This is a genomic window from Fodinicurvata sediminis DSM 21159 (genome assembly GCF_000420625.1).
Classification (GTDB): Bacteria; Pseudomonadota; Alphaproteobacteria; order Kiloniellales; family DSM-21159; genus Fodinicurvata; species Fodinicurvata sediminis.
Window position 1 is genome coordinate 443,148 of record NZ_ATVH01000015.1, and the last position, 18,699, is coordinate 461,846.

At 61.7% G+C, this 18,699-nt stretch carries 14 protein-coding genes; 6 read left to right on the plus strand and 8 right to left on the minus strand.

Annotated features, from left to right (window positions below; translation table 11 throughout):
* The first annotated feature begins 17 nt into the window (after positions 1-17).
* Entirely contained in the window at positions 18-3,020 is a 3,003-nt protein-coding gene (locus G502_RS21540; RefSeq protein ID WP_022729014.1) for a cache domain-containing protein, read from the plus strand.
* 62 nt (positions 3,021-3,082) lie between these two features.
* Here G502_RS21540 and G502_RS0112500 read toward each other — a convergent pair whose 3' ends face one another.
* From G502_RS0112500 to G502_RS0112520, 5 genes are all read right to left on the minus strand, one after another.
* Positions 3,083-4,045 (minus strand): hypothetical protein, encoded by a 963-nt coding sequence (locus tag G502_RS0112500; RefSeq protein ID WP_155957847.1) that lies wholly within the window; start codon positions 4,043-4,045, stop codon positions 3,083-3,085.
* A 289-nt stretch (positions 4,046-4,334) separates the two neighbouring features.
* Positions 4,335-5,429: a TRAP transporter substrate-binding protein gene (locus G502_RS0112505; RefSeq protein WP_022729017.1), complete on the minus strand. Its 1,095-nt coding sequence runs from the start codon at positions 5,427-5,429 to the stop codon at positions 4,335-4,337.
* Positions 5,430-5,468: 39 nt separating this feature from the next.
* Positions 5,469-6,788 carry a TRAP transporter large permease gene (locus tag G502_RS0112510; protein ID WP_022729018.1) on the minus strand — a complete coding sequence of 440 codons (1,320 nt, stop codon included), beginning with the start codon at positions 6,786-6,788 and terminating at the stop codon, positions 5,469-5,471.
* Positions 6,785-7,363, minus strand: coding sequence for a TRAP transporter small permease subunit (locus G502_RS0112515; protein WP_022729019.1), 579 nt, complete (start codon positions 7,361-7,363; stop codon positions 6,785-6,787). The genes G502_RS0112510 and G502_RS0112515 overlap by 4 nt, the downstream gene beginning before the upstream one ends.
* Positions 7,364-7,435: 72 nt before the next feature.
* Positions 7,436-8,221 carry a DeoR/GlpR family DNA-binding transcription regulator gene (locus G502_RS0112520; protein WP_022729020.1) on the minus strand — a complete coding sequence of 262 codons (786 nt, stop codon included), beginning with the start codon at positions 8,219-8,221 and terminating at the stop codon, positions 7,436-7,438.
* A 240-nt stretch (positions 8,222-8,461) separates the two neighbouring features.
* On the opposite strand from G502_RS0112520, the gene G502_RS0112525 reads away from it, so the two are divergent.
* From G502_RS0112525 to G502_RS20070, 3 genes are read left to right on the plus strand one after another with little or no spacing between them, the layout of a single operon-like run.
* On the plus strand, positions 8,462-9,874 hold the full coding sequence (locus G502_RS0112525; protein WP_022729021.1) for an NAD(P)/FAD-dependent oxidoreductase: 1,413 nt from the start codon (positions 8,462-8,464) through the stop codon (positions 9,872-9,874).
* Positions 9,867-11,123: an NAD(P)/FAD-dependent oxidoreductase gene (locus G502_RS20065; RefSeq protein WP_040488131.1), complete on the plus strand. Its 1,257-nt coding sequence runs from the start codon at positions 9,867-9,869 to the stop codon at positions 11,121-11,123. Before G502_RS0112525 ends, G502_RS20065 begins: the two co-directional genes overlap by 8 nt.
* Complete coding sequence (locus G502_RS20070; RefSeq protein WP_022729023.1) at positions 11,120-12,553, plus strand: FGGY family carbohydrate kinase; 1,434 nt, start codon at positions 11,120-11,122, stop codon at positions 12,551-12,553. Before G502_RS20065 ends, G502_RS20070 begins: the two co-directional genes overlap by 4 nt.
* A gap of 3 nt (positions 12,554-12,556) precedes the next feature.
* On the opposite strand, the gene G502_RS0112540 is transcribed toward G502_RS20070, so the two are convergent.
* Positions 12,557-13,540 carry a GDP-mannose 4,6-dehydratase gene (locus G502_RS0112540; protein WP_022729024.1) on the minus strand — a complete coding sequence of 328 codons (984 nt, stop codon included), beginning with the start codon at positions 13,538-13,540 and terminating at the stop codon, positions 12,557-12,559.
* A gap of 30 nt (positions 13,541-13,570) precedes the next feature.
* Complete coding sequence (locus G502_RS0112545; RefSeq protein WP_022729025.1) at positions 13,571-14,074, minus strand: hypothetical protein; 504 nt, start codon at positions 14,072-14,074, stop codon at positions 13,571-13,573.
* A 172-nt stretch (positions 14,075-14,246) separates the two neighbouring features.
* Between G502_RS0112545 and G502_RS0112550 the strand changes: the two genes are divergently transcribed.
* Positions 14,247-15,281 (plus strand): adenosine deaminase, encoded by a 1,035-nt coding sequence (locus tag G502_RS0112550; RefSeq protein ID WP_022729026.1) that lies wholly within the window; start codon positions 14,247-14,249, stop codon positions 15,279-15,281.
* A gap of 8 nt (positions 15,282-15,289) precedes the next feature.
* Here the strand turns inward: G502_RS0112550 and G502_RS0112555 are convergent, their stop codons facing one another.
* Positions 15,290-16,186 (minus strand): LysR family transcriptional regulator, encoded by an 897-nt coding sequence (locus G502_RS0112555; protein ID WP_026989430.1) that lies wholly within the window; start codon positions 16,184-16,186, stop codon positions 15,290-15,292.
* Positions 16,187-16,287: 101 nt separating this feature from the next.
* Between G502_RS0112555 and metE the strand changes: the two genes are divergently transcribed.
* The gene (gene metE, locus G502_RS0112560) at positions 16,288-18,582 is read left to right on the plus strand and encodes a 5-methyltetrahydropteroyltriglutamate--homocysteine S-methyltransferase (protein WP_022729028.1); all 2,295 of its coding nucleotides are present in this window, start codon (positions 16,288-16,290) and stop codon (positions 18,580-18,582) included.
* Positions 18,583-18,699: the final 117 nt, after the last annotated feature.

An 18,699-nucleotide genomic window follows, 5' to 3' on the forward strand; every position in this document is an offset into this window, starting at 1 on the left:
GGATCAGGGAGTGCGACATGAAAAGGGCAATCATTCTTGCCAACATTCTTGTCGCCCTGATTCTATCCACACTGTTGGCCCTGCAGGCCATTGCGGAACGTGAGAGCTTCATCGAAGCGGCCTATCGGGATGCCGAGAACCTTACTGAAGCGCTTGCGGAACAGACGTCCCAGACGCTGAATGGGATTGACCTCGCCTTATCGACCTTAAATTCAAGCACACTTCTTGAAGCCGACTCAGGCGAGAACCTGTCCGAGAAGCTGCACGAACTTTTGGTCAATCGTCAGCAGGCCTCCTCCGTCAGCTATGCCTATTTTGTCCTGGATGCCGAGGGACGTGTTGTTGCCAGTTCCAGGGCTCCCGATCCTGGTGTGGCCGACCTGTCCGATTACCCGGTTTACCAACACCATCGTGACACCCCGGACAGTGGGCTGTTCATTGCACCGCCACGCACGGGAGAGGTCGGGCATGCAGAAGACCAGTGGTTGACCAACGTCTCGCGGCCCATACGGGCTGCGGATGGCTCTCTGGCAGGGGTTGTCGCTGCTGCGGTTTCCCTGGATTACCTTCTGAACTTCTACAACGCACTGCGCATCGGGGAGGAGGGTGTGGTCGGCCTGATGAACGCGCAGGGCCGGATCATTCTGCGAAGTCCCTTTGATGAAGAGACGGTTGGCGCGGACCTGAGTGGTAGCGAACTGTTCCACGAAGTGTTGACTCAGTCGGGAAGCGGTCGGTTTGAGCGCGTTTCGGCCCTAGATGGCATTCAACGTTATACGGCGTTCAGGCAAGTGGTCCATGAACCGGTCGGAGAAGAGCGGGCCACTGTATACGTCGGCCTTTCACGCGCGGAGGTGTTGGCACCCTGGTACGACCATCTTGTCTTCACAGGCCTGCTCGCGCTTTTGGGAATGGCGCTCTTCATTGCTGTTTCCGCCCTTTTCTGGCGCAGCCTGGTGCGCAGGCAGAGGTGGGATTCCGAACGTTCGGAACGCCTGAGGGTGCTGGCGCAGGAATCGGCGGCCCTGGGACAGTACAACGACGTAAAGGGATTGCTGCAGCACGTGACCGATGTTGCCAGCCGCCTGACCACGGCGCACCAGGCCCTGGCCAGCCTGACCCGCGATACCACTTACGCACAAGCCGTGATGGCCTTGACGCTGTCGGACAAGTACGCCGCCTGGCGAGACTATGACGAGAAATCCGACGGCTCGGGAATCTATCACCTGGTCTGTGAAAACAACCAGGCCATGATGCTGACCCAGTGGGAGTTGGAGGCCCATCCTGCCTGGAAGGGTTTCGGTGATGCCAGGGACAGGCATCCCCCGATGCGGGGCTGGCTGGCGGTTCCGATCCTGGCCCAGGACGGAAGCAACCTTGGTCTGATCCAGCTGTCCGACAAGGCAGAGGGCGAATTTACCGAAGACGACCTGAACGAGATGAAGCAGCTGGCCAGCATAGCCGGCGCTGCCCTGGAGAATCTGTTGTCCCTCCGTGCGCGGGATGATGCCCTGGCTGAGGCCAATGCAGCTCGGGAAGAAGTGGAGACCATCTTCAACTCGATCACGGATGCGGTGCTTGCCTTCGACCACGATTGGCGTTTCGTTTACCTGAATGGGCAGGCTGAAACCCTGCTTGGTCGGGAACAGGCCTATTTCCAGGGCAAGGTTCTCTGGGTGGAATTCCCGGACGTGATCGATACGGAACTTGATCACGCGTATCACCGGGCCGTTCAGGAACAGATACCTGTCAGTTTCGATTATTACTATCCGCCCATGGGCTCCTGGTTCGCCATCCGGGCATACCCCCATGCCAAGGGACTGACGGTTTATCTGCGCGACATCACCCAGCAGGTCGAAACGGAAGAGCGCCTGCGGCAGGCCCAGAAAATGGATGCCATTGGCCAGCTGACGGGCGGCATCGCTCACGACTTCAACAATCTGCTGACCGTCATTCTGGGCAACAGCGATGTGCTGGTGGAGGAACTCTCGCAAGCAGACGAGGGTCCACGCCTGCGGGCCGAGACCATCCAGAAGGCTGGCGAGCGGGCTTCTGAATTGACCCATCGCTTGCTGGCCTTTGCGCGCCGCCAACCCCTGAATCCACGTCCCACGGACCTGAACCAACTTGTGGCAGGTATGGGCGAGATGCTGCGGCGCACGCTGGGTGAGGAAATCAACATCGAGCTTGTGCGCGGCAGCGGCTTGTGGAAGGCGGTGGTGGATCCGCACGAACTGGAGAATGCCGTCCTGAACCTGGCGATCAACGCGCGTGATGCCATGCCGGAGGGCGGCCGACTGACCATCGAGACGGCGAACATCGCTGTGGATGACAGCTATGCCGCCGCGCACGAGATGACCCCGGGACAGTATGTCATGCTGGCCGTGTCCGATACCGGGCAGGGCATGTCCGCGGATGTTCAGCAGAAAGCCTTCGAGCCCTTTTTCACGACCAAGCAGAAAGGAAAGGGCTCGGGACTCGGTCTTTCGATGGTCTATGGATTTGCACGCCAGACCGGCGGACAGGTGCGCATCTACAGCGAAGCGGAGGCTGGGACGACGATACGCCTTTACATTCCGCGCGCCGATGTCGAAACCGATACCAGAGAGGCGCCGGCAGCCTCTTCGTCACTCCAGTCCGGTACTGAGCAGATTCTGGTGGTGGAGGACGATGAACTGGTCCGCCGCCACACGGTCAACAGCCTTCGCAATCTGGGCTATGATGTTACAGAATGTGCCAATGGCCCTGCAGCCTTAACCTATTTCGAGGCAGAGGAGCATTTCAATCTGCTGCTGACGGACGTCATGCTGCCGGGGGGCATGACCGGAAAGCAGGTGGCGGATGAAGCCGTCAAGCATGCTCCGGACCTGAAGGTCCTGTTCATGTCGGGCTATACACAGAACGCCATCGTGCATCACGGGCGTCTGGATCCTGGCGTGGAGCTTCTGTCCAAACCCTTCCGCATGGCCGATCTGGCGCGGAAAGTGCGCGAGGTCCTGGACAGGAACAATAACCCCTGATGAGACAGGGCTGACTCCTGCTTACATTCAGCCCTGTCTTTGAATTCGTGGATTCCCTCCACTCACGTGGTCGGTGCGGAGCCGCACGCAGTATCTGGTGCTGCCGTCCCATTCTGATAACAACTGCGGCTTCCTTCGGCCTGCGAACCATACATTGTTATTGGATGAGTGATCATCCAGCCGTGCTGTAGACCGTCCTTGTAAGAGATTTCCTGGTGCAGTTGATCGCCGAAGTACTGCGTGTCCTGGCGTCGACCATCCCCAAGCTGTTCCCGGATGATGGTGCTGCGACTGATCTGAGCGTCCTGGACGAAGACGCCAGTGCCAGTGGCTTCACCCTCTTGGTAATAGTCAATGACACCGTTAACAGAGCTGGCCGGCCCTAGTTCTTCTGATTCCGTGCTGTCCTGTCGGGCTGTCATGATCAGCTCTCCATTGAGCTGGCCGTTCTTCATCGTGCCTTCCACATGACGGTTCGTGATCATGCGGAAGGTCGTTCCGCCGCTGGTGGAACTCCATACGATACGGCTTTTTGCCGTGAAGGGACCTTCCGGTGCATTGTTCATGCAGTTCCCGTCCAGAAGGCTTGCATCGAGCGATTCCACGCGGAAGTCCATGTTGGAGGCCCGGAAAGTCTTCCCGACGGTGCGAATATATTCCTGCTTGCTCATCTGTTCGCTGATCTGCCACTTGATATCTTCAGCAAGCGGACATTCCACCGTCGTATCGGCGTTAAGGAAATAGCCCGGACTTCCTCTGAAGGCGGAAAGTCGCTCGGAAAGTTTGCTCTCGAGCTTTGCGTTGGTCGGGTCCGGCAAAGACGGGCGTTGGGCAAGCCGTGGGTCTTCACTCGGGACAGGGCTGGCCCCATCCGCCGTAGCCATTTCGGAGGCCATGCCCACGGCCATTGCGCCGGCGGCCAGGCCCACGACACTGCTGCCATAGCCGTAACTGCCGTAGCCATAGCCGGTCATTGGGCTTGCGCCGTAACCGTAATAGGGGGCGCCTGCATAGTAGTCTGGCACGCATCCCCCCAGAAACAGTAGTGATGATGCTATCGTGACAACACAGGATACTTTCGCTTTCCCTGACATATGGAAGCCCCCAGCTTTGTATTTATGTAGTGATTTTGCGCCCGGTCATTGTTCTGGAAAAATCACAATCGCGCAATTAGAATAAATGAAAGAAAAATTTGCCATGAATTGCGAATAACGCTCCCTTTTTGCGGAGGTTCACAAGATTGAACGCCGCCCCGTCATACGGAGCGGCGTTCTTGAACATCTGTCTAGCTGGATTGCTCCAGCGTGTATGTGATCAGGAGTAGCGATATGGAATGCCCGCCTTCTCCATGAGCGCATTGTACTCCCGGAAGGTTTCGACCACGCGGCGGGTGCGGTCGCTGGTCTCGGCGATCTCTTCCCAGAACTCTTCGGCGTCCTTAACCACCTGGTCCCACTCCTCGGCCGGAATGGTGGTGAGCTCGAGCTTCTCGCCGTTAACACGCAGATCGGCTTCTCCGCCCCAGTACCAGACCTGGCGATAGTAGTGCGACTGGTCGATGGTGGACTTGAAGAGCTGCTTCAAGTGGTCGGGGACCTTGGCCCAGCTGTCCGTGTTGGCGAAATAGGAGCCGCACCAGGCACCGGTGACGTTGTTGGCGAGTGCATAGTTGCAGATGTCGGCCCAGCCGACCTCATAGGCTTCTGTAAAGCCGCACCAGGCGACACCGTCCAGTTCGCCGGTCTGAAGCGCGACCTCGACATCGTCCCAGGGCACTGTCACCGGCACCAGGCCATAGCGCGCCAGGAAGCGGCCGGCCGTCGGCACGCCGAAGACGCGCTTGCCTTCCATGTCGGCCAGCGAATTGATGGGTTCCTTGGTGAAGATGTGCAGCGGATCCCAGGCGCCGGCGCTCAGCCACTCGACGCCATCCACCTCGCCATAGGCCTCGGCCCAGATCTCGTTCAGGCCATAGCGGTCGAAGAGGACCGGCAGGTCCAGGCTGTAGCGGGTGGAAAACGGGAAGTAACCGCCAAAGACGGAGACGTCCACCGGTGAGGCCATTGTGGCATCGTCGGACTGCACGGCGTCGATGGTGCCGTTCTGCAGCGAACGGAAGAGCTCGCTGGTCGGAACCAACTGGTCGGCATAGTAGAGTTCGATCTCCATCTCGCCGTTGGCGGCCTCGTTGAAGGCATCGATCTGCGGCTTGATCACGTGTGCACCCAGCGGGGCACCGGAATAGGTCTGCAGGCGCCAGCGGATCGGGCCGTTCTGTGACAGCACGGCCGGGGCTGCGAAGGACGATGCAGCGACCGCGGCACCCCCCAGTCCGGCATTCTTGATGAAATTGCGCCGGCCCGACTGGACCTGCGTCGCGTCGGTCTTGGACTGCTTTGTCTTTTTCATGGGTCCTGTTCTCCTCTCTTTTTCGTTTTACAAGTCGCCTTAGCGAGAAACCTGCTCCGGAAGCCAGAGCGCGATCTGCGGGAAGGCGATCACAAGTATCAATGCCAACGTCATCACCAGAACGAAGGGGACGATGGATCGATAAATGTCCCAGAGTGATACCTCGGGCGGTGCCATGGACCGCATGAGGAACAGATTATAGCCGAAAGGTGGTGTCATGTAGGCGATCTGGCAGGTGATGGTGTAGAGCACGCCGTACCAGATCGGATTGTAGCCCAGGGACACGATCAGGGGCACATAAAGGGGTGCCACGATCACCAGCATGGCGGTGTCATCCAGGAACATGCCCAGGATGATGTAGGACAGCTGCATCATGATCAGCACTTCCAGGGGCGAAAGCTCCCAGTTCGTGATGAAGAGCGTCTCGATGGCCCGCGAGGCCCCGATGCCGTCGAAGATCGAGCCGAAGGCCAGTGCTGCCAGGATGATCCAGAGGAACATGCAGGAGATGCCGAGCGTCTTCTTCACGGTTTCGTGCAGGATGCGGAAGGTCAGGCGCCGCCGCACCAGAGCGGCGATGGTCGCCGAGGTCGCGCCCACGGCCGAGCTTTCCACCAGGCTGGTGTAGCCCATGACGAAAAGGCCGGTCATGAAGAAGAAGATCAGGAAGGGCGTGATGCCGGCGCGAAGGAGCTTGAGCTTCTCTCTCAGCGGGATATCGAGCTCTTCCTTGGGCAGGATGGGGGCCAAATGGGGCTGCAGGCGGCAGCGCACGGCGATGTAGATGATGAACATGGCCGCCATCATCAGGCCAGGTATGGCTCCGGCCAGCCAGAGCTGGCTGACGGGCTGGCGCGCGATCATGCCGTAGAGCACCAGCACGACGCTGGGCGGTACCAGGATGCCCAGCGAGCTGCCGGCCTGGATGACACCGGTCACCATGCGCTTGTCGTAGTTGCGTTTCAGCAGTTCGGGCAGGGCGATGGTGGCACCAATGGCCATGCCGGCCACGCTGAGCCCGTTCATGGCCGAGATCACCACCATCAGACCGATGGTGCCGATGGCAAGCCCCCCGCGCACCCGTCCGAACCAGACATGGAACATGCGATAGAGATCGTCGGCGATCCCTGTCTCGGACATGATGTAGCCCATGTAGATGAAGAGCGGCAGGGTCAGCAGCGGATACCAGTTGAACAGCTGGAAGGCCGCGTTGAAGGGCATCTCCATGGCGCCTGTGCCATAGAGCAGCAGGGCTGCGCCGGCCGCAACCGCACCGATGGCCGCAAAGACCCGCTGGCCGGTCAACAGCATGACCAGCATGGTCGCGAACATCGTGATCGCGATCATTTCATAATTCATACGACCGGCTCCTCCTTGTGCGCAGTCTGGATCGGATCTCCGTCAACCGTGACACCGCGTGTGGCGGCCAGGTCCTTGAAGAAGGTGGAGATCACCTGCAGCAGCATCAGGACGATGCCGAAGACCATGATCACCTTGATGGGAATCATGGAGGGGTTCCACATGGAGAAGTTCCGCTGGTCGGTTTCGATCGCGTAGATCGTGCTGGAAATCGAGCCGAAAAGCAGGATTCCCAGATAGAACAGCATGAAACCGCTGGTCAGCACATCCACCCAGGCCTTGCCCCTGTCCGAGAGCTGGCCGTAGATCAGGTCCATACGCACATGGGTGCCCATCTGCAGGGAGTGCGCCCCGCCCACGATGTAGTAGGCGGCCAGGGTGAACTGCGCCATCTCGATGGCCCAGTGTATGTTCAGATTGATGATGTTGCGGGAAATCGCATCGGTGAGAAGAACCAGGATCATCAGGAAGATCAGGTACATGGCGATGAGCCCGATCTTGTGTGATACCCAGTCCACCGTCTTGACGTAAAACCGTATTGGCCGCGGCATGGTTGCTGCGTCCTCCTTCTTCATTGCCCCCTGTTCTGAAGCGCGAGCGAACCTTCAGCGGGTCGAAAGGGTAGAGCCTGATAGCAGAGCTGGCCATTAAAATGCCACACCTAATCTTTCCAGACTGTTCTTGAGCGCCCCATCTGGCAGGCGTTCCGCAAGTAGGCAGTCGATGGTTTCGAGCGGACAGACGGCGAAGGCCGCCCGGCGGTCCAGCTTTGATGAATCCGCAAGGATCACAACGTTGTCCGCCTGCTCGATCATGCTGCGCGAGATCTGGGCCTCGTCGAAATTGGCATCCATTGCGCCCTGTCTGGCATCCACGGCAGCCACGGTCAGGATGGCGTGATCCGCATGGAAGTCGCGGATCGCTTGCAGGGTCATGGAGCCCAGGGTTTCCCCATTGTCGGCATCGTAGCGGCCCCCCAGCAGAAAGACCTCGCTGTAAGGTGCCTTAGCGGCCAGGATTCCTGCGATGCGGTACGAGTTCGTGATGATGGTCAGGCGCTCGATCCGGGCCAATGTCTCGGCGGCGATCACGGTGGTGGTTCCTGTGTTGAGGAACAGCGTTTCGCCAGGCGTGATCCGTTCTGCCAGCTTCTGGGCCATGACATGCTTGGCTGCACTTTGATGGTCCATGCGCTGATCGAAAGGGTCTTCGCGACGCTTGCGCGGCAGTTTTGCGCCCCCATGCACCTTCTGAATCAGGCCGCTCTCAGCCAGGACACTCAGGTCGCGCCGGATGGTTTCTTGCGAGGCCTCGAAGCTCTCGGCAAGGCTTTCAACGCTCACCTGGCCTTTCTTGCGGACCAGTTCAGCAATCCGGGATTGCCGCATCTGTGGCGATTGGGTTTGAGCCCGGCGTGCCCGTGGCGCCCTCATCGCACAGCCATCCTGCCGCAGTGAAGTGGCTCGTGAGAGCTCTGTTTGATTGACCGAATCAACAATCACCTGTTCAACTTATTGATATTTTTGATTTTATAAAGATAACTGTTAGCCTTCAAATTGACCGAAAGGTCATCATGGGCTACGTTACGAATTGGCTCTGGCCAGCACAACCCAAAAATCGAAGGCGCAGGGTTCTGCTCTTGCAAGCGCCGTTCAAGTGAAAGGTCCCGGCTATTGCCGCAAGCAGATGCGTCCCTTCCCGAGCGCTATGACGTTGCCATCGTCGGCGGCGGTGTTGTCGGCTGTGCCATGGCGCGCCGATTCACCCTGGAAGGTGCGCGTGTGGTCTTGCTGGAAAAGGCCGTGGACGTGCTCGATGGGGCCAGCAAGGGCAACAGTGCCATTCTGCACACCGGTTTCGATGCACCGCCGGGCTCGCTGGAACAGCGCTGCATTGCCGAGGGGCATAGCGAATTCCTGGAGATACGCGAAAGCCTTGGCCTGCCGCTGCTGCAATGCAGCGCAATCGTGGCCGCCTGGAGCGATGAGGAAGTGGCACGCCTGGACGGCCTGATGGAGCAGGCCCGGGCCAATGGCGTGGATGATATCGCGCCGCTTTCGGCCGATGAAATCCGCCAAGCCGAGCCCAATCTGTCCAGCGAGGTAAGGGGCGGTTTCAGGGTGCCTCGCGAAGCCCTGATGGATCCCTGGAGCACGCCGCATGCCTACCTCCTTCAGGCGCTGGCCAATGGAACTGAGGTCCGGCGCGCCTGCGAGGTGACCGGCGGTCGGTACGATGGGAACAGCTGGTTGCTCGAGACCAGCACGGGGCCCTTGCGGGCCGGCAGCGTGATAAACTGTGCAGGCCTCTACGGCGACCTGCTGGACCAGCGACTTCTGGGCAAGACAGATTTTTCCATACGCCCGCGCAAGGGGCAGTTCCTGGTCTTCGACAAGGCGGCAGCGCAGTTGGTCACATCCATCATTCTTCCGGTCCCGACCGAGAAGACCAAGGGCATCGTGGTCTGTCGCACGATCTTCGGAAATGTGTTGGTTGGCCCCACGGCCGAGGAGCAGGACAGCCGCAGTGACAGCTCCACCGACAGAGCGACTCTTGCGCACCTGCAGCGCAAGGCGTCGGAAATCCTGCCGGATCTGGCGGACGTGCCTGTCACGGCGGCCTATGCCGGTCTGCGTCCCGCCAGCGAGCAGAAGGATTATCGTATCCAGGCTTATCCGGAGCGCAGTTATGTCTCGGTCGGCGGCATACGCTCGACGGGGTTGAGCGCGGCGCTGGGGATCGCGCGCCATGTCTTCAACCTGCATCGCGAGTTCGGTCATCGCTATGAAGCCTTGGCGCAGCCAGCCTTGCCGGTGACGGCCGCACGGCTGTCCGAATACGACTCGCGTGCGTGGGAAGAGAAGGCAAATGGTGGCATCGTCTGTCATTGCGAACTGGTGACCCGGGCCGAGATCGAACGGGTCCTGCAGGGGCCGCTGCCCCCGCGCAGCTTGTCGGGCCTGAAGCGCCAGACCCGTGTCACCATGGGGCGCTGCCAGGGTTTCTACTGTGCGGGCGCACTGGCGCGCATCACGGAGGGGGCGTTCGATTGCCCGCTGGCAGAGGGGGAGGATGCCGATGGCTGAGGCATCAGACCTGCCCTCTGCGTGCGATGTTGCCGTGGTCGGCGGTGGACCGGCCGGTTTGGCGGCCGCCACGGAACTGAAGCGGCAAGGCGTTGCGCGCGTCCTCGTCCTGGACCGCGAGCCGGCTGCCGGCGGCATTCCACGCCACTGCGGTCATTATCCCTTTGGCATGCGCGAATTCCGGAAGGTCCTGCGCGGACCCGACTATGCCGGGCGCCTGGTCACGCGCGCCGCGCAGGCGGGGGCAGAGATTCATACCGGCGTTACCGTTACCAGGATTCAGCCGGGTGGGCGCCTGTCGCTCACAAGCCCAGAGGGGACGAAAGAGCTGCAGGCCAAGCGGGTCCTGCTTTGTACCGGCGTTCGGGAAACAAGCCGGGCTGCACGCCTGATCGGCGGCGAGCGCCCGCTGGGCGTCCTGCCCACCGGCGCCCTGCAGTCCCTGGTCTATCTGGAGCAGATGAAGCCCTTCGAGCGCCCGGTCATCCTGGGCAGCGAGTTGGTGTCCTTCTCGGCGCTGATGACCTGTCGCCATGCCGGGATAGAACCCCAGGCCATGATCGAGCCCAACCAAAGGATCACGGCGCGCAACCCCGCGCGGGGGCTGCCGTTTCTTCTGGGGGTGCCGCTTCACCTTGGCTGCGAGATTGAAGGCATCATTGGCGAGAAACGGGTTGAAGCCGTGCAGCTTCGTAACCGGGATGGTCGTCAGTGGGAGCTGCCCTGCGACGGGGTTCTCATGACCGGGCGCTTCACGCCTGAGGCCACATTGGCCCGCATGGGACACCTGGAGCTGGATCGTGGAACGGGCGGGCCGCGTGTGGATCAGTATGGGCGCAGTTCGGATCCGGACATCTTCGTTGCCGGAAACCTGCTGCGGCCCGTCGAAACGGCCGGCTGGAGCTGGAAGGAAGGCCTGCAGGTGGCCCGCTGCCTGGCCCGGGACCTGGAAGCCCCGCAAGAGCGAGAGGGAACACTGGAACTGCGCGCCGAGGGTGAAGCCATACGCTATCTGATGCCGCAGCAGGTCACACTGCCGCTCCAGGACACGGCATTCCAGGATATCCAGGTACGGGTCGACCGCCCGGCGCGGGGCAGCCTTCTGATACGCTCGGCAGGGCGCATCCTGTGGGGGCGGCGCCTGTCAGCTCTGCCCGAGCGACGGATCCTGGTGCCGCTGGATGTCTTGGCGAACGCTGCGCCGGATTGTCCTGTAGAGGTCGTCTTTGAAGAGGAGAATGGACTGTGAGCGTTCTCGCACTGGATCAGGGAACGACGAGCACACGTGCTGTCGTCATGGGCGAAGATGGTCAGCCGCGCGTCCTGGTCGCTCGTGAACATCACCAATTCTATCCCCGGTCCGGTTGGGTGGAACATGACCCCGAGGAGTTGATTGCCTCCCTGCGCAATTGCATCGAGGCAGCGGGCACCTGTTCGGCCATCGGCATCGACAACCAGGGGGAAAGCTGCCTGGCCTGGGACGGGGACAGCAAGCAGGCCATCTCTCCGGTCATCGTCTGGCAGGACAACCGCACCCAGGACAGGATCGAGCGCCTTCAGGCGGAGGGTGCAGAAAGCGTGACACTGGAACGTGCCGGTTTGCCGCTCGATTCCTATTTCTCGGCCACGAAGCTGGCCTGGATCCTGGAGAACATTCCCGAAGCCGCGCATCTGCACCAGAAGGGGCGGCTGCGCCTGGGCACTACGGATGCCTTTTTCCTGGATCGGCTGACGGGACATTTCGTGACCGACATTAGCACGGCCTCGCGGACCTCGCTGATGAACCTGGCGACGGGGGCCTGGGACGAAGAGCTTTGCCGCCTGTTCGGTGTGCCCATGGAGTGCCTGCCTCGAATCGTTTCCTCGACGGGTGATTTCGGTGCCATCGAAACGGAACGGGGTGCCGTGCCCGTCACGGCCAGCATTGTCGACCAGCAGGCGGCGCTTTATGGCCATGGCTGCCGCACGGCCGGGCATGCCAAGGTGACCTTCGGCACCGGTGCCTTTGCCCTTATGGTGACCGGTGCCGAGATCTTCCGGTCCCCGGAGGAAGGACTGTTGCCCACCGTAGCCTGGCAGAAGGAGGGCGAAGCTCCGGTCTATGCACTGGACGGCGGAATCTACTGTGCCAGCGCGGCCGTCAACTGGGCGCGCGAGCTGGGACTGTTTCGGACTGTCGATGAGTTGAACGCCTTCGAAGGCCCCCCTGTCCTGGAAAGAGGGTTGGTTTTCGTGCCGGCCCTGGCCGGCCTGGCCTGTCCGCATTGGGACCGCGGTGCGCGTGGCCTTTGGGCTGGTCTGTCGCTGGAAACAAGCGGGCTGGACATGGCCCGCGCCGTTCTGGAGGGTGTGGCCTGCCGCGCGGCCGAGGTTCTGGGGGCCATGCAGGCGCGCCTGCCGATAACGGACGCTCTGTCCATCGATGGGGGAATGGCCAAGAACCCCTGTTTCCGGCAGTTCCTGGCCGACCTGCTGGAGCGTGACATCGTGCAGGCCGCCAGCAGCGAACTGACCGCGCTGGGGACCTTGCAGCTGGCGGGCGAAGCGTCTGGACAGCTTGTCAGCTATCAATCGGCCGGCCGCGTGATTGCGCCGGAGACACCCTGTTCCCACCTGTTGCCGCGCTTCCAGCAGGCCGTGGCTTTCACGCAGGCCTGGCCCGATCGGGCTGAATCCTGAGGGTTACAGCCCGTAATACTCCCGAAACCAGACGGTAAGCTGTTCCAGCCCCTTTGACAGGTTGGTGCGCGGGGAAAAGCCCAGGTCCCGCCGGGCGGCTTCGATATCAGCGAAGGTGGCTTCCATGTCGCCGGGTTGGGCGGGCTGAGGGTCCAGCTGGGCCTTGCGGCTCGTGATGCGTTCGATCTCGGCGATGAAGTCCATCAGCTCTGTGGGCTGATTGTTGCCGAGATTGTAGAGAGCATAGGGCGGCGCCTTGGCGCCGCCGTCGGATGGCGGGCGCGTCATGGCCGCTGTGACCCCGGCCACGATGTCATCGATATAGGTGAAGTCCCGTTGTGCCTGGCCGTTGTTGAACAGCTTGATGGAGTGGCCGCGCAGGACGGCATCGGTAAACAGCCAGGGCGCCATGTCGGGCCGGCCCCAGGGGCCGTAGACCGTGAAGAAGCGCAGGCCCGTGCTGGGAATGCGATAGAGATGGGCATAGCTGTGCGCCATCAGTTCGTCCGAGCGCTTGGTCGCGGCATAGAGGGAAACCGGCCGGTCGGCGGCTTGGTCTTCGGAAAAGGGCAGTTCGGCATCCAGGCCGTAAACCGACGAGGAACTGGCAAAGACGAAGTGTTCCAGATACGGCAGATGACGGGCCAGTTCCTGCATCACCACCTGACCCATCAGGTTGGACTGGGCATAGGCATAGGGGTTTTCCAGGGAATAGCGCACCCCGGCCTGTGCGGCCAGATGCACGATCCAGCGTGTTTCAGCGTGGCTGTCCAGCAGGGCCAGCATGGCCGTGCGGTCCGAAATGTCAGCTTCCAGAAAGGTGAAGCCGGGAGCGTCGGCCAGCCGGGCCAGGCGGTCCTGCTTCAGTTGCGGCGTGTAGTAGTCGTTCAGGTTGTCGATGCCCAGAACCTGGTAGCCCCGGGCCACCAGATCCAGCGCCACGGCGTTGCCGATGAAGCCGGCGCAACCCGTAAGGATGACGGTCATCTGTTACGCCTTTCCCAGGTTGAGCGCTCGTCAGGTGCGGGTGTGCAGGTGCACGTCTTCGGCACCGTGTGCCGTCAGGATCTTCCTGGCGGTGTCCTGCCGTTCCTCGCTGTCGGCATAGACCCACAGCAGGACGGCGCCCTGTTCCAGGGCGCGCGCGAATTCCTCTGTCCGCGGTGTGGCCTCCACCTGTTCCAGGAACTCCTTGGCGGCCATGCCGGCCACACCGGCGCCAACGGCCGTGGCGATGGCCGCGCCCAGTGGGCCCGTGGCCACGGCGATGAAGCCGGCCGCGGTCAGGGGACCTACATACTTCGTTTCACCGACCAGGCTGGAGAGCCGTTCATGCCAGGGCGTTTCTTCGTCTTCCAGGGCCGTATCGATGGACTGATGGGAATCCAGTACGGACAGATCGGCATGCTCGAATCCGGCCTCCTGCAGGGCTTCAACGGCTTTGGCGAAGTTCTTGCGCTTGGCGAAGCGTCCGACGATCTCGGTAACGGGTTTCTTCTCGGGGCTTTCCGTATCGCTCACGCGGGCGGTCCTTCCGTGCTACTGGTTGCCTGATGTCCGGTGCAGTCTTGCCGCGCTGCGTGCGGCAGTGCAAGGGGCTTTCTTGAACAGGAAGGTGGCGGGTTTGCGGTTGAGCGGCTTCGGGGCGCTGTTCTATTTTGCCTCCTTTTCGTGACAGCGGGGTGGAAAGTCCATGAGCGGTCTGCAGGAATTCATCAAGGCAATGCCCAAGGTCGAGCTGCATCTTCATATCGAGGGCAGCCTCGAGCCGCCGATGATGTTCGAGCTGGCGCGGCGCAACGGCGTCGAAATTCCCTATGGCAGCGTGGAGGAGATCGAGCAGGCTTTCCGGCGCGGCGCCCGCTTCGAGAACCTGCAGGATTTCCTGGATCTTTACTACGCCGGCATGTCCGTCCTGAAGACAGAAGCCGATTTCCACGACCTGACCCTTGCCTATCTGGAACGCTCTGCTAAGCAGAACGTGGTGCATGCCGAGATCTTCTTCGACCCCCAGGCCCATACTGATCGCGGCGTGCCCTTCGAGACCGTGATCCATGGCATCACGCGGGCAATGGATGCGGCCGAAGAACGCTGGGGCATCACATCGCAGTTGATCATGTGCTTCCTGCGGCATCTGGACGAGGACGCCGCCTTCGCCACGCTGCGCGAAAGCCTGCTCTACAAGGACAGGATCCTGGGGGTCGGGCTCGACAGTGGCGAGCAGGGCAATCCGCCTTCGAAGTTCCAGCGGGTCTTTGCCGAAGCGCGCAGCCAAGGCTTCCAGGTCGCCGTGGCCCATGCCGGCGAGGAGGGGCCGCCGGAGTACGTGCGCGAGGCGCTGGACCTGCTTCACGTGGACCGCCTGGATCACGGTAATCGCGCCCTGGAAGACAGTGAACTGGTCGAGCGCCTGGTCGCCAGCGGCATGGCGCTCACCGTCTGTCCCTTGAGCAACTACAAGCTCTGCGTCGTCGAGGACCTGAAGCAGCATCCCCTGAAGGTCATGCTGGAGCGCGGCCTGAAGGCGACAATGAACTCGGACGATCCCTCTTACTTCGATGGCTATGTCAGCGAGAACTACCTGGCCGTGAGCGAAGCACTGGACCTCGACCGCGAGGATATCCTGACCCTGGCCCGCAACGGGATCGAGGCCAGCTTCGTCACACCCGAGCGCAAGAAAAGCCTGCAGCGACAGCTGGAGGACTACGCCGCGGCGGCAGTCGCATAGGCGGGGGCTCAGGCCGGGGCGTTGGTGGTCTTGCGAGCTAAGTCGACAAAGCCCTGTATATAACGGGTCTCCAGGTCCTCGTCCCGCAGTCCAATGTGAATGCTCTTGTCGATGCCCTCTGGGCCAAGGCGCAGGGTGTGCAGGCCATTTCCCCAGGGCATCTCGCGGATCAGCCAATCCGGTATCGCGCTGACACCGCGGCCCGTTGCCACCATCTGCAGCATCAGTTCCGTGGTCTCCACACTCCTGTGGCGCTTTGGCAGACAGCCGGCCGGGACCAGGAAACGCGTGAAGACATCCAGCCGCTCAGGCGTTACGGGGTAAGTGATCAGGGTCTCGCCGTTCAGGTCCGAGGGCGTAGCGACACGCTTGTCAGCCAATGGGTGTCCGGAGGGCACGGCCAGGACCATTTCGTAGTCGAAGACGGGCAGGTAGGCCAGCCCGGGCCGTTCGATGGGGTCGGGCGTGATCAGCAGATCGATTTCATGCCCCAGCAAGGCCCCGAGCCCGCCGAAACGGAATGCACTGGTTACATCCAGGTCCACGGCGGGCCAGGCCTGCAGGTAGGGATTCACCACCCGCATGAGCCACTGGTGACAGGGATGGCACTCCATGCCGATGCGGAGGACACCGCCACGGCCCGAGGCAAAGTCCTCAAGCGCCGTTTCCGCATGTTCGATCTGGGGCAGGACGCGCTCGGCCAGTGCCAGGAGGTAACTGCCTGCACGGGTCAGCCGTATGCTGCGTCCCTCCCTCTGCCAGACGGATACGCCAAAACGCTGCTCGAAACGGCGCATGGCGTGGCTGACGGCCGATTGGCTGAGACACAAGCGGTCGGCCGCGGTGGTGAGGCTGCCGCTGCGGTTGACTTCACGGATGATGGCAAGGTGTTGAAGGTCAATCATGATGCATGACATAATGTCATTTATTCATGAGAACAATACATTTTTTGTCATGTTTTATCAGCGTTAAGGTCCTTCCATGAACAACACGGAAGGATGAGACGATGGTTTACACGGCAAATCTGGGTTTTCCTCGCATTGGCAGTGGTCGTGAACTGAAGAAGGCGACGGAAAGCTTCTGGAAAGGTGATCTGACGGAAGAGCAACTGCGCGCGGAAGCCAGGCGCCTGCGCGCGGCCAACTGGCAGCTGCAAAGGCAGAACGGAGTGGATTTCATCCCCTCCAATGACTTCTCGCTCTACGACCAGGTGCTGGACACCAGCGTCATGGTCGGGGCTATCCCCGAGATTTACGGCTGGAACGGCGGACCTGTGTCCCTGGAGACCTACTTCGCCATGGCCCGGGGAACCCGTGGCCGCGCCGAAGGCGACCTGCCGGCCCTGGAGATGACCAAGTGGTTCGACACCAACTATCACTACCTGGTTCCCGAATTCACGCAGGAACAATCCTTCACGCTGGCCTCGACCAAGCCGGTCGACGAGTTCCTCGAGGCGCAGGCCCTGGGACTCCAGACGCGTCCGGTCCTGTTGGGTCCGGTCAGCTACCTGCTGCTGGGCAAGTGCGTGGGCGAGGACTTTGACCCCCTGACTCTGCTGCCGCGCCTGCTGCCGGTTTACGGCGAGGTCCTGCGTCGCCTGGCCGAGGCCGGTGCGGACTGGGTTCAACTGGACGAGCCCTGCCTGGCCCTGGATCTCACCGAAACGACACAAGCTGCGCTGAAACAGGCCTATTCCTACCTGGCCGAGGCCTCAGGCAGTCTCAAGGTCATGCTGACCAGCTATTTCGGCGGTCTGGGTGACAACCTGGAAACCACTCTGCAATTGCCCGTTTCCGGCGTGCATCTGGATCTCGTGCGGGCCCCGGACCAGCTTGACAGGGTGCTTTCATCGGCGCCCGGGCATCTGACACTGTCGCTGGGTGTGGTCGATGGACGCAATGTCTGGCGGAGCGATCTGGAATCCATTCTGGAACGCATCGCGCCCGTGGTGGAGGCGCGTGGTGCGGACAGGCTGGTGATTGCGCCTTCCTGCTCGCTGCTGCACGTTCCCATCGACCTGGAGCTGGAAACGGAACTGGATCCGGACCTGAAGTCCTGGCTGGCCTTTGCGGTCCAGAAGGTGGAAGAGGTCTCCGTGCTGGGCCGGGCCCTCAACGAAGGCCGTGCAGCGGTCACAGCACCCCTGGAATCTTCTGAGCGCGCGGTGGAGGCCCGCCGCACTTCCCCGAAGATCCATGATGCGGCGGTGGAAACACGCCTTCAGTGCATCACACGGGATATGGCCAGGCGCACCAGCGATCATGCCGAGCGGCGCGTGGTCCAGCAGCAGAACCTGAAGCTGCCGGACTTCCCGACAACCACCATCGGCTCCTTTCCCCAGACCGAGGAGATCCGCAAGGCCCGTGCCGCTTTCACAAAGGGCCGCATGTCTTCTGCGGATTACCAGAGCTTCCTGAAACGCGAAACGGAAGCCGCCGTACGCCGGCAGGAGGAGATTGGCCTGGACGTGCTGGTGCATGGGGAGTTCGAACGCAATGACATGGTGCAGTATTTCGGCGAGCAGCTTTCGGGCTTTGCCTTTACCCGCCACGGCTGGGTGCAGTCTTTCGGAACACGATATGTGCGGCCGCCCATCCTGTACGGCGATGTCTCGCGCCCCGCGCCAATGACCGTGGAGATGACGGCCTATGCCCAGTCACTGACGGAACGGCCGGTCAAGGGCATGCTGACGGGACCGGTGACACTGCTGCAGTGGTCCTTCGTGCGCGACGACCAGCCGCGCGAGCGGACCTGTCGGCAGATCGCACTGGCCCTGCGGGACGAGGTCGCCGACCTGGAGCAGGCGGGCATTCGTGTGATCCAGATCGACGAGCCGGCCTTCCGCGAAGGTCTTCCGTTGCGGCGAGCCCATTGGCGCCGCTATCTGGACTGGGCCGTGGAATGCTTCCGGCTTGCCGCCTCGGTGGTCTCGGACGAGACGCAGATCCATACCCACATGTGCTATTCGGAGTTCAACGACATCATGGACGCCATTGCCGCCATGGACGCCGACGTGATCTCCATCGAGACGGCACGTTCGAAGATGGAGTTGCTGGAGGCCTTCACGACCTTCCGCTATCCCAACGAGATCGGCCCCGGCGTCTATGACATCCATGCGCCGCGCTGTCCCGAGGCCCGGGAGATGACGGAGTTGCTCCGGGAGGCCTCGAAGCGCCTTGATGCACGACAGATCTGGGTCAATCCCGATTGTGGATTGAAGACGCGCAGTTGGGAGGAGGTGAGCCCGGCGCTGGCCAACATGGTTGCGGCCGCACGCGATCTCCGCGCCCAGGCGGCCTGATCCTGTCCTGCCCCTCGCTGCAGTAGGCCGCGAGGGGCAGAGCCTGCTGCCGCCGGTGTTGGTCCGGCTGCACCTCTGCAGGCTCAGACCTGATCGCGTCTGCGCCGCCGTGTCGCA

Coding starts and splice junctions, on each gene's coding strand:
- G502_RS21540 (WP_022729014.1), top strand. CDS start 18: ATGAAAAGGGCAATCATTCTTGCCAACATTCTTGTCGCCCTGATTCTA.
- G502_RS0112505 (WP_022729017.1), bottom strand. CDS start 5,429: ATGAAAAAGACAAAGCAGTCCAAGACCGACGCGACGCAGGTCCAGTCG.
- G502_RS0112510 (WP_022729018.1), bottom strand. CDS start 6,788: ATGAATTATGAAATGATCGCGATCACGATGTTCGCGACCATGCTGGTC.
- G502_RS0112515 (WP_022729019.1), bottom strand. CDS start 7,363: ATGAAGAAGGAGGACGCAGCAACCATGCCGCGGCCAATACGGTTTTAC.
- G502_RS0112520 (WP_022729020.1), bottom strand. CDS start 8,221: ATGAGGGCGCCACGGGCACGCCGGGCTCAAACCCAATCGCCACAGATG.
- G502_RS20065 (WP_040488131.1), top strand. CDS start 9,867: ATGGCTGAGGCATCAGACCTGCCCTCTGCGTGCGATGTTGCCGTGGTC.
- G502_RS0112540 (WP_022729024.1), bottom strand. CDS start 13,540: ATGACCGTCATCCTTACGGGTTGCGCCGGCTTCATCGGCAACGCCGTG.
- G502_RS0112550 (WP_022729026.1), top strand. CDS start 14,247: ATGAGCGGTCTGCAGGAATTCATCAAGGCAATGCCCAAGGTCGAGCTG.
- G502_RS0112555 (WP_026989430.1), bottom strand. CDS start 16,186: ATGATTGACCTTCAACACCTTGCCATCATCCGTGAAGTCAACCGCAGC.
- metE (WP_022729028.1), top strand. CDS start 16,288: ATGGTTTACACGGCAAATCTGGGTTTTCCTCGCATTGGCAGTGGTCGT.